Annotated in this window: 11 protein-coding genes; 4 read left to right on the top strand and 7 right to left on the bottom strand. The window is 70.8% G+C overall.

All coding sequences use genetic code 11. The features are described 5' to 3' along the window. Nucleotides 1-877 (top strand): hypothetical protein (locus BHU15_RS40210; RefSeq protein WP_069628616.1); only part of this gene is annotated, 877 nt, incomplete at its 5' end. Between the two features lie 20 nt (nt 878-897). Here BHU15_RS40210 and BHU15_RS21060 read toward each other — a convergent pair. From BHU15_RS21060 to BHU15_RS21035, 6 genes are all read right to left on the bottom strand, one after another. After that, entirely contained in the window at nt 898-1,263 is a 366-nt protein-coding gene (locus tag BHU15_RS21060) for a PH domain-containing protein (RefSeq protein ID WP_031230503.1), read from the bottom strand. Between the two features lie 147 nt (nt 1,264-1,410). Then, entirely contained in the window at nt 1,411-2,202 is a 792-nt protein-coding gene (locus BHU15_RS21055) for an ABC transporter permease (protein WP_069628615.1), read from the bottom strand. Continuing rightward, nucleotides 2,199-3,203: an ATP-binding cassette domain-containing protein gene (locus BHU15_RS21050; protein WP_069628614.1), complete on the bottom strand. Its 1,005-nt coding sequence runs from the start codon at nt 3,201-3,203 to the stop codon at nt 2,199-2,201. The genes BHU15_RS21055 and BHU15_RS21050 overlap by 4 nt, the downstream gene beginning before the upstream one ends. A gap of 391 nt (nt 3,204-3,594) precedes the next feature. Then, the gene (locus tag BHU15_RS21045) at nt 3,595-4,371 is read right to left on the bottom strand and encodes an ABC transporter permease (RefSeq protein WP_069628613.1); all 777 of its coding nucleotides are present in this window, start codon (nt 4,369-4,371) and stop codon (nt 3,595-3,597) included. Further along, nucleotides 4,368-5,894 carry a DUF1349 domain-containing protein gene (locus BHU15_RS21040; RefSeq protein ID WP_069628612.1) on the bottom strand — a complete coding sequence of 509 codons (1,527 nt, stop codon included), beginning with the start codon at nt 5,892-5,894 and terminating at the stop codon, nt 4,368-4,370. The genes BHU15_RS21045 and BHU15_RS21040 overlap by 4 nt, the downstream gene beginning before the upstream one ends. After that, nucleotides 5,891-6,859 (bottom strand): ABC transporter ATP-binding protein, encoded by a 969-nt coding sequence (locus BHU15_RS21035; RefSeq protein ID WP_069628611.1) that lies wholly within the window; start codon nt 6,857-6,859, stop codon nt 5,891-5,893. The genes BHU15_RS21040 and BHU15_RS21035 overlap by 4 nt, the downstream gene beginning before the upstream one ends. Before the next feature lie 168 nt (nt 6,860-7,027). Between BHU15_RS21035 and BHU15_RS21030 the strand changes: the two genes are divergently transcribed. Both BHU15_RS21030 and BHU15_RS21025 read left to right on the top strand, forming a co-directional pair. Beyond that, the gene (locus tag BHU15_RS21030; RefSeq protein ID WP_255293167.1) at nt 7,028-8,206 is read left to right on the top strand and encodes a sensor histidine kinase; all 1,179 of its coding nucleotides are present in this window, start codon (nt 7,028-7,030) and stop codon (nt 8,204-8,206) included. After that, the gene (locus BHU15_RS21025) at nt 8,203-8,889 is read left to right on the top strand and encodes a response regulator (protein ID WP_069628609.1); all 687 of its coding nucleotides are present in this window, start codon (nt 8,203-8,205) and stop codon (nt 8,887-8,889) included. The genes BHU15_RS21030 and BHU15_RS21025 overlap by 4 nt, the downstream gene beginning before the upstream one ends. A 16-nt stretch (nt 8,890-8,905) precedes the next feature. Here the strand turns inward: BHU15_RS21025 and BHU15_RS21020 are convergent, their stop codons facing one another. Beyond that, entirely contained in the window at nt 8,906-9,898 is a 993-nt protein-coding gene (locus tag BHU15_RS21020) for an alpha/beta fold hydrolase (RefSeq protein ID WP_247748650.1), read from the bottom strand. 333 nt (nt 9,899-10,231) lie between these two features. Here BHU15_RS21020 and BHU15_RS21015 point away from each other — a divergent pair. Beyond that, a partial coding sequence (locus BHU15_RS21015; protein WP_141726847.1) for an AAA family ATPase occupies nt 10,232-10,822 on the top strand: 591 nt, incomplete at its 3' end.

Genomic DNA, 10,822 nt, shown 5'->3' with positions numbered 1-10,822 from the left:
TCGGCGGCGCGCACGGGCGACGGCGGTCGCCGCCCTCAACCTCCGCGCCAAGGTGCATGCCCAGCGCGGTGAACTGCCCGAGGCCGACGCGTGCTGGTCCCGGGTGGAGGCGCTCGCGCCCGACGACCCGGACGCGGCGGCCGGCCGCCGTACGCTCGCGAAGATCGCCGCCGGACGCCGGCACGCCCGCCCGGTCGTCCACACCGGGCGGGTCGCGGTGATCGCCGGGGCGCTGGCCGCGACGGTGGTGGGCGTCGCGCTGATCGGCGGCGCCGTCAAGCTGATCGACGGTGGCGAGGGCGGGGGCTCGGGGGCGGTGGCCGAGGCCGACAACGGCTCGGAGCGGCTGAGCGAGGAGTCGCGTCGGGCCGACGAGCTCAAGGCGCGTCTGGCGGCGATCGAGGGGGACCGCGCGGCCGACGCCGAGCAGCGTGACAGCGCGCTTGACGAGGTGGCGAAGAGTCTCGCGATGCCGGGAGTGGAGATCCGGCGCCATGCCGGGGACGTGCAACTGGTCTTCCGTACGGGGGTGTTCCCCTACGACTCGGTGATCGGCCCGGAAGGCGCCGAGGCGCTGACGGAGATCGGCCGCCGGCTGGCCGACCTGGCGGCGGGGACACCGGTGGAGACAACGGTGGTGGGCCACTCGGTCGCCGTGCCGGGCGGGGCGCCGAGCGGTGGCTCGGTGGTCGCGCTGAACCGCGCACGGGTCGCCGCCCAGTATCTGGCGCAGGACAGCGACCTGCGGCTGACGGACTTCCGCCTGGTCAGCGCGGACCAGCGGCGGGGTCCCTTCCCGGCGACGGCCGCGAACGCGCCACGCAACCGCACGGTGACCCTGCTGATCACCCCGAAGGGACTGCCGCCCACACCCTGAGGGGATCCCCCGCCTCGCTTTTAGCGGGCGGCGAACTGCGTGAGGATGGCCTGCACTTCGTAGATGTCGACGCCCTTGGTGAAGGTCTTCTGGATCGGCACCGAGCCGCCGGAGAGCCAGATCTTCAGCTCGGCGTCGAGATCGAAGGTGCCGGCCGTCTCCACGGCGAAGTGCGTGATGCTCCGGTACGGAATGGAGTGGTACTCGGTCTTCTTACCGGTTATCCCCTGCTTGTCGATGAGGATCAGCCGCCGGTCGGTGAAGAGGATGCTGTCGCGGATCAACTGATAGGCAGCATGCACCTGCTCACCCTGCCCGAGCAGCCGCGCGTAGTCCTGCTGAGCGGTGGCCGGGTTGATGGTGTGCGCGTTACCGAACAGAGCCATGAAGTCCCCCATATATCCGAGTTAATGCGATCTTCGCACTGTACCGGCTACCCGCTCGGGGCCGTCGAGCCACCGTAGATCCGTAGCGGACCCGTAGCAGAGCTGCGCCCCGGGCCGCCGAGTTACGGCCCGGCCTCGCCACCCGACTCACTTGTGAGCGGGGTCGCGGTTGTAGAGCTTCCTTGCCCAGAGGTAGGAGAGGAGGGCGATGCCGGCGCTCCAGGTGGCGGTCTGGAGGGCGCTGTTGCCGATCTCGGTTCCGGTGAGGAGTCCGCGGAGGGTTTCCATGACGGGGGTGAAGGGTTGGTACTCGGCGAACCAGCGCAACCCCGTCGGCATCGAGTCGGTCGGGACGAAGCCGGAGCCGAGGAACGGCAGCAGCGTCAGCGGCATCGGCAGATTGCTCGCACTCTCGACTGTCTTGCTGACCAGGCCCAGTGCGACCGACAGCCAGATGACGGCGAAGGCGATCATCGCGATGACCCCGATCGCCGCGAGCCATTCCACCGGTGTCGCGTCGGATCGGAACCCGACGAGGAGCGCCACGGCGATGACGATCGTGAGTGTGATCATGGTCTGGATCAGGCTGCCGACGACATGTCCGGTGAGGATGGCGCCTCGTGAGATGGACATGGTGCGGAAGCGGGAGATGATGCCTTCGGTCATGTCCATCGCGACCGAGATGGCGGTTCCCTGGGCGACGGCGGCGACCGTCATGAGCAGGATCCCGGGCATCACGTAGACGATGTACTCGCCCCTGCCGCCGCCGGAGCCGATCCCGGCACCCAGGGTGCCGCCGAAGACGTAGACGAACAGCAGCAGGAACACCACCGGCATCCCCGCCAGCAGCACGGTCATCGAGGGGTAGCGCAGCATGTGCCGCAGGTTGCGGCGCAGCATCGTCGCCGAGTCGGCCAGGGTGTGGGAGAGGGAACTCATCGGGTCACAGCCTTCTCGGTCGCGGTGTCGGTGTCGGTGTTGGCGGGTGTGCGGGGGCGGCCGGTCAGGGCGAGGAACACATCGTCCAGGTCCGGGGTGTGGACGGACAGTTCCTCCGCCTCGACGGACTGCGCGTCCAGCAGGTCCAGCAGCGCGCGCAGCGAACGCACCCGCCCGTCGCTGGGCACCTGCACCGTCAGCGCGTCCTCGTCCCGCGGTATGTCCTCCAGGGTGTGTGACAACGCCCCCACCGCGGCCCGGAAGGCGGCCGGGTCGGCGAAGCGCAGCTGGACGTGCCCGCCGGGAACCAGCCGCTTCAGCTCCTGCGCCGTCCCCTCCGCCACGAGCTTCCCGTGGTCCAGGACCGCGATCCGGTCGGCGAGCTGGTCCGCCTCCTCCAGGTACTGGGTGGTCAGGAAGATCGTCACCCCCTGATCGGCGACCAGACCCCGGATGATCTCCCACATCGTGCGCCGGCTCCGCGGGTCCAGCCCCGTCGTCGGCTCGTCCAGGAAGATCAGCCGCGGATCACCCACCAGCGTCATCGCCAGATCCAGCCTGCGCCGCATCCCGCCCGAATACGTCGACACCAAGACGTCCGCCGCGTCCGCGAGATCGAACCGCTCCAGCAACTCCGCCGTACGCGCCCGACCCGCCGCACGCCCCAGATGACGCAGATCCGCCATCAGACGCAGATTCTCCCGACCGCTCAACAACCCGTCCACCGCCGAGAACTGACCCGTCACGCCGATCACCGACCGCACCGCGTCCGGCTCACGTGCCAGATCATGACCCGCCACCCGCACCCGCCCACCATCCGCACCGATCAACGTCGACAAGATCTGCACCGCCGTCGTCTTCCCCGCCCCGTTCGGACCCAACAACGCGAACACCGACCCCTCCACCACCTCCAGATCCACACCATCCAGCACCAACTTCTCGCCATACGACTTACGCAACCCAACAGCACTGATCGCCGAGGCCGAGTTCAGGCCAGCCATGAGTCCTCGTTTCGCGGGGAACGGGCACGCCGGATCGACGGCTGACGTCGGTTCGGACGCCAGCTCGATCTGAGGTGCGATGAATAGACAGGGCCGGATGAGCCCGTAACGCCATAGTGGCATCAGAATGGCGCCATGGCAAGGTTCGCTGGCTCAGTCTTGGCGCGACTTCGGTTCGTCCATTCGCCGCATCCCACTATCTCCGCAGGTCGGTGGGTGTCTGAGATGTGGCCCGCCGCATTTGTGAAAGTGGCGCCTGCCTCCGTCTGTCCGACCTCGGTAGCCTCTCAATGCCTCACCGGGCATTGCCTCTGGCGCACGCTGGCGCCATATGGCACCACACCCGTCGCCTGGCGCCATCAGATGGTGCCATTCGCCGTCGGCGACGGATTCACGCGTCGCGCAGTGTGAACACCGCAGCCCCCGCCAGCAGCCCGGCCCCCGCCCAGGCGGCCAGCACCGCGAGGCCCGACCAGGGGGCGATGGGCAGGCTGTCCAGGTTCTTTGTGGCCTGGACGGCGAGCCCCGCCGAGGCGGGGGCCCACTCCCGTATCCGCTCCCGCCATTCCTCGTTGCCCACCAACTCGACCACCGCGGGCAGCGCGTAGAGCAGGCCGAGCACCGTCGTGATCGCCCCGGCCGTGTCCCGCACGAGGGTGGCCACGCCCAGCGAGAGCAGGGCTATCAGCCCGAAGTACAGAACCGTGCCCACGGCGGCCCGCAGAGTCGGGCCCTCGGTGAGGGAGAGCGGCGCCGCGCTGAAGCCGTTGCCGGGGAGGATGAACCGGCCGGCGAGCAGTGAGCCGAGGACGGCCACCGTCCCGGCGACCAGCGCGGACCCCAACACCACCGCAGCCTTGGCGGCGAGCACCCGGACCCGGCGGGGCACCGCCGTCAGCGTGGCGTGGATGGTCCCGGTCCCGTACTCACCGCTCATCGCGAGCACCCCGAGCGCGGCCACCGCCGCCTGGCCGAGCCAGATTCCGGTGAGGCTGAGCTTGACGGTGTCCTCGTGGCAGGCGTCCGGCGACGGGCACTGGTCCGTCGACACCGTCCCGGTGGCCGCCGCGCTCAACGCCACCGTCAGGGCGGCCACGGCGAGCAGCAGCCACCATGTGCTCGGCACCGTACGGAGTTTGGTCCATTCCGCGTGCAGGGCGCCTCTCATGCGTCCCTCCGGCGCAGTCGCCACATCGCCAGTCCGAGGAGCACGAGCGCCCAGGCGCACAGCATGGAGATCCCCGACCAGGGGCCCTGTGGATAACAGCCCTCCTCGGGCAGGCAGACGGTGTCCACGTGCTCGTACTCCGGCAGCGTCCGCTGCACCGCGAAGCCGGCGAGGGGCGTCAGCCTCATCACCCAGTGCGCGGCGCCGATCGGCAGTCCGGAGAGAAGGACGAGCGGCAGGACGAGCACCACCACCACCAACGTGACGGCCGCGGCCGTGTTCCGCAGGAGCGCGCCCACGGCCAGGGCCAGTACGGCAACGGCGGCCAGCAGCAGGGCGGTACCGACGACGGCCCGCAGCACGGGCCCGTCGGTGAGGGCCATGTCCGGATAGAAGAGGGGGTTGGGCATCCGGTCGCGCAACTCGGGCTCGCTGACCAGGAACGAGAGCAGGGCGGCGACAAGGCCGGCGACGAAGGCGACCCCGGCCAGGACGACCGCCTTGGCGGCGAGCACCCTGCCCCGGCGCGGGCTGGCCGTCAGCGTCGTGAGGATCATGCCGCGCCGGTACTCGGCGGTGATGAACAGCACGCTCAGCGCCACCAGCGGAATCAGCCCTATCTGGGCCCCGCTGAGGGACTGTTGGGTGATGTCGACCTCCGGCGTGTGGGGCGCCACGTCGCCGGAGCCCGTCAGCGTCCAGGTGCCGGACTTCTCCGTCGAACTGTCCGGCGTCCCCTTGGGGTCTCCGTTCGCGCCGACGACCGCACCGACGACGTCCTGACGCCAGGTGCCTCCCCCGCCGTCCACCGTGACCCGGTCGAAGGCCGCGGTGACTCGCGCCGGACGCCCGCCCACCGAGGTGGAGCCGAACTGCCGCTGCACCATGGTCTCTCCGGGCGTGGCCACGAAGAGCCCGGCCTGGGCGGTGTCCGGCAGTCCCGCGAGCCGTGTGGTGCCGACCTTCGTCCACGTCGAGCCGTCGGCCGACTCGTACGCGGTGAACTCGTCGCCCGAGCGGGTCAGTCGCAGCCAGTGCGGTCGGTCACGGGACACGGCGCCACCGGCGGTGTCCCGCGTGAAGTCGGACTGGAGCCGGACCCCGTGCCCTGGTGTGACCATCGCCGCCGCATAGGACGATCCCGGCTTCGTACTCTCCTTGATCACCACCCCGGCCTTGGCCCACGCCTCGGCCGGGCGTCCCTCCCGGCCACCGAGCAGGGACACCCGGGCGGTGATGCTGCCGTCGCCGGTCAGCTTCTGGTGCACGAAGGGGAAGCTGTCGGAGACGATGGCGCCGGCCGGCCCCACAGGAGGTGGCGGGCGGTCTCCTTTGACGTCGCTGCCGCCGCTGAAGGCGGAGAGCACCGAGACCGCCACCGTGACCAGCACGGTCGCGAGGAGGGCCAAGCTCCACCTGCGTACGGTGCGCAGCTTGATCCACTCGGCGCGCAGCAGTTGCGGGAATCCGTCGCGCGCGGGCGGGAGCGGGGAGCGGTAGGGGGTGACGGTGGGAGTGGTCATGAGCGCGCTTCCTCCGTCTCGTTCGCCGTGTCCGTCTCTGTGTCCGTGTGGGCCTCGACCGTGCGGAACTCCGCCGCGTCACGGGTCAGTTCCATATACGCCTCCTCAAGCGTGGCCCGGTGGGCGCCGATCTCCGAGAACGGCACCTCACCCGCGGTCAGCAGCGCGACGATCCGCTCGGTCGGCAGACCGCTGACGGTGAGCGACCGCGGCCCGTCCGCCGCGACCGTCGCTCCCTCACGGGCCAGCAACCCCATCGCCTCCGTGCGCGCGGACGTGCGCAACGCGACCCGGTCGCCCGAGGCGGACGCCAGCAGCTCGGCGACGGAGGTGTCGGCGATGAGTCGGCCCCGCCCGACGACCACGAGATGATCGGCGGAGTCCTCCAGCTCGCTCATCAGATGGCTGGAGACCAGCACCGCGCGCCCCTCGCGCGCCAGCCCGCGCAGAAAACCGCGGATCCACCGGATTCCCTCCGGATCAAGGCCGTTGACCGGCTCGTCCAGCAGCAGCACCGGCGGATCGCCGAGCAGCGCCGCCGCTATCCCCAGCCGCTGCCGCATGCCCAGCGAGTAACTTCCCGCCCGCCGCCGGCCCGCCGACGCGAGACCGACCCGCTCCAGCAGCTCGTCGACGCGGGTGCTCGGGAACCCGTGCGAGTGCGCGAGCCACAGCAGATGGTCCCGGCCGCGCCGGCTCGGGTGCACGGCCGCCGCGTCCAGCAGGGCCCCCACCTCGGTCAGTGGCCGGCGCAGCGTCGCGTACCGCCGTCCGCCGATCAACGCCTGCCCGGAATCGGGGGCGTCGAGGCCCAGGAGCATACGCATGGTCGTGGACTTCCCCGCGCCGTTGGGCCCGACGAAGCCGGTGACCTGTCCCGGGCGCACGGTGAAGGACAGACCGTCGACCGCGACGGTCTGCCCGAACTGCTTTCGCAGCTCCTGAACTTCGATGGTTGCCTGCATGCTCGAAAGGCTAGGGAGCGGGGGTGCCCCGGGTCGTCACGCGACAGAGCGCACTTCGGCACCCCTGGCACGGGGGAGGAACCGCGCCCGGTATCGCTCGCGTGGGGGATGCGAAGAGGGCTGGTCAGGGGGACGCCAACGAGCCCTGGCGCCGGGACAATGGTGGACGTGAGGCAAGAAATCAAGCGCGTGGCGGAGAGGATCGCCGAGTCGCCCGACCGACAGGCGGCGGCCGGTGCGGTGCTCGCGCTGCTCGCGTGCGGGGAGACCCTCGTGCGCGGGGGAAGTATCGACACCGACCTCTCGTTCGCGCTCTCGCTCGCGATCAGCACCACGACACCGGCCGGGCTGCTGCGCACGCGGCTGGCCACAGCCGCCACCGTCGGTCTCACAGCCGCGGGTGTGGTGTCGCTCGTGAGTTTCCACCTGTTGACCGTGGGCGGGCTCGTCGCGCAGATGCTCGTCCTGCACCGGCTCGCGGGTCGCGGCTCCCGCCGCCTGGCGGTGGTGCTCGTGCTCCCCTATGTCGCGGCGGCCCTCGTGGGCCCGCAGATCAATGAGATACGGGTGTACGGGGTGGTGACGGCCGTGCTCGCTGCGGCTGCCGTCGCGCACGGCACCGGACGTCGTGCGCGCGCCGAGGAGGTGGCGCGTGACGCGACCGAGAGGGCGCTGGCCGACACACACCACGAGCATGTGGCGCGTGGTGAACGGGCCAGGATCGCCCGTGAGTTGCACGACGTCGTCGCGCATCACATCTCGATGATCTCCGTGCAGGCGGAGACGGCCCGGCTGACCACCCCCGGCATGCCGGAGGTCGGGGCGAAGCGGCTGGCGGACATCGGTGTCACGGCGCGCGCCGCGCTGACGGAGATGCGGCGGCTGCTCGGCGTGCTCCGTGAGGACGCGGGCACCCCGCCCGTCACCCGCCGTCCGCAGCCGGGGCTCACCCAGCTCAACGAGCTCCTGGACGAGGCGCGTCGGGCGACCGGCGCCGCCACGCGGCTGATCGTCAGCGGGCCGGTGGCGCCGCTCGACCCGGGCATCGAGCTCACGTCGTACCGAATAGTCCAGGAAGCCCTCACCAACGTCCGTCGGCACGCGCCGGGGGCGGCCGTCGATGTCGAACTGCGTTACCACCGGGAGGTGCTTGAGGTGCGGATCAGGGACAACGGCCCGGGACCGCCGCCGGGAACGGGCGGCGACCGGTCCCCGGGGCACGGGCTGTTGGGCATGCGTGAGCGCGTCGCCGCGGTCGGTGGCGAGCTGCGGGTGGGCCCCGCGCCCGGCGGCGGGTTCCTGGTGGTGGCGAGACTGCCCCTCGCGGCGGCGGAGGCCGTCCGATGAGTACGCGCATCGTCATCGTGGACGATCACGAGCTGGTGCGGGCCGGTTTCGCCGGACTGCTCGACACACAGAGCGACTTCACGGTGTCCGGCACCGCGTCCGACGGCGCCGAGGGGGTGCGTCTCTGCGGCGAGCAGCGCCCCGACGTCGTGCTGATGGACGTCAGGATGCCGGTCATGGACGGCATCGAGGCGACCGAGCGGATCTGTGCCGCGGCGGGGGACGGCGAAGGGCCGCGCATCATCATCCTGACCACCTTCGATCTGGACGAGCACGTCTACGACGCCCTTGGCGCGGGAGCCAGCGGCTTCCTGCTCAAGGACGTCGCCGCCGAGCGGCTGTTCGACGCGGTGCGGGTGGTCGCCGCGGGGGAGGCGCTGCTCGCGCCGACGATCACCCGCCGTCTCATCGGGGAGTTCGCCCGGATGCGAAGGAAGCCGGCCGCCGCGCCCGCCGTGTCGCTCAGCGCGCTCACCCCGCGCGAGACGGAGGTGCTGCGGCTGATCGCGGAGGGCTTGTCCAACCCGGAGATCGCCGCCCGGCTGTTCGTCAGCGAGGAGACGGTCAAGTCGCACGTCAGCCGGGTGCTCAACAAACTCGCCCTGCGTGACCGCACCCAGGCGGTGGTCGCGGCGTACGAATCGGGGCTGATCGTGCCGGGTGTCGGCGGAGGGGAGGGCTGAGGGATGGGCGGACCGGTCAGGCCGGCAGCGGGGTGCCGAATACCTCGGGCTCCGAGGCGTAGGACAGGCCCTCCAGCGGGCGGTCGGTACAGAAGCGCGCCATGAGGTCGGCGAAGTCGGCGATGCGTTCCACCGGGGCCAGGTGGTCCGTCTCCTCGATGGTCATGAACCGGGCCGCCGGCAGGCACTCGGCCATCGTGCGGCCCATGGCGGGTGTGGTCAGGGTGTCGTGCTCACCGGTGACGACCAGGCTGGGGACGGCGGGGGTGGGTTCGGGGCGGTACCACTCGTGGCGCATCAGCCGGGAGTTGTGCTCCGCCGACATGCGCAGCTGCTCGGGGTTCTGTGCCGCGATCTGCTGGTAGACGAGTCGGGCGACGGCGGCCTTCTTGCGTACGTGACCGGTGCCGGGAGGGGACATGAAGCGGTCGGCGAGTTCACGGGCGATGGGCTCCGTCTCACCGCGCTGGATCATGCCGTCCCAACGCTCCATGGCCACCGCGTAGTCGGCCGGAATGACGGTGGTCATGCCGACAAGCATCAACCGTTCGAGGAGGTGGGGATAGTGCTGGGCGAACCGCACGCCGATGGCTCCGCCGTAGCAGGCGGCCACCAGGTTGACGCGGGGGATGCGGAGTTCCTGGAGGGTGTGACGGACAGCGGCGGCGAGGAAGTCGACGCCGTACTTCGCGGGCAGGAAGTCGGCGGTCCCATAGCCGGGCAGGTCGACGGTGATGACGGAGCTGAGCGGGGTGAGCCACTTCTCGTGCCGCTGCCATGAATGGCGGTCCTGGGACGATCCGCCCAGGATCACGATGGGCTCGGTGTCGACCCGCCCCTGGCGGGCGATGCGGCAGGTGTAGCGGAATCCGTCGAAGGTCAGATCGCGTTCGACGATTTCCGGCCGCTGTTCGGGCTGGTGTTCCGCTCCGTCGGCGGTCTGGGCCGGGAAGGAGAGTGCGGCGTCGGCGGTGGGGGTGCGTGAGCTGGTGATCGCGTCGGTGGGCACAGGCACAGGGTGGCTCCAAGGACTGAGGTGGGGGTCTCGCCGGCCGGCAAGTGCCCCTGCACGTCCCGCAGTGGTGGCACACCGGATCCGGACGCGAGCGAGCAGGAGCATTTCCGCTTCACTGCTCCTACCAACGACCAGAATTCGCCACGAAATCATCTGTGGACGGGTCTTGGGCAGAAAGTGGAACGGGATTCCCTCGTACGAGTTCCATGAATTCGCGCACATCTGCGCCTTGCGGCCGGATGCCCCACCGTCGACCGACTGTGACGGGTGGGCGTTCGATGCGGGAACGTGGGAGCGGAGTGCGGGCCGGGGACGTCTGATGTGGGCATGACGATGAGTGATAGGCAGCGAGCACCGACGGGGCCGGTGCGTGGCGACCGTGAGGAGTGGGTCCTCGTGCGGGAACAGGTGTGGGAGCGGCGGTTGACGTCCGCGCTGTCCGGGGACGGGCAGGAGCCGGCGCTGGTGCTGGTCGAGGGCGACGCCGGGATGGGCAAGAGCAGACTGGTGCACCGGCTGCTGGAGTTGCCCCGGGCGCGGGGCGTGGCGCGGCTGGTGGTGACCTTCCAGGCGTCGGGCGCCTTCGTGGTCGCCGATCCGCTAGGCGGCCCGGAGCCGCGTGCCGGCGGTACGGAGGCGGCTTCGCCGGGGGTGCGGCTCACCGCGTGCCAGGCGCTGGAGGCGCTGCTCGCCTCCGCACGTCCCGCCCTGCTCGTCGCGGAGGATCTGCACCACGCGGACGACGACTGTCTGGCGCTGCTGCGCGCGCTGCTGAGGGAGCCACCCGCGCCCTTCGCCGCGGCGCTGACCTACCGGCCCGAGCAACTGCGCAGTCCCGGGCTGCCGTTGGGCCGGGCGGTGGATTATCCGGCGCGGCTGTCGGTCGTGCGCCGTCGGCTGGAGCCGTTGGACGAGGAG

The organism is Streptomyces niveus (assembly GCF_001723055.1).
In the GTDB taxonomy this organism is placed as follows: domain Bacteria; phylum Actinomycetota; class Actinomycetes; order Streptomycetales; family Streptomycetaceae; genus Streptomyces; species Streptomyces niveus.
This window is presented reverse-complemented; position numbering and strand designations above follow the sequence as displayed.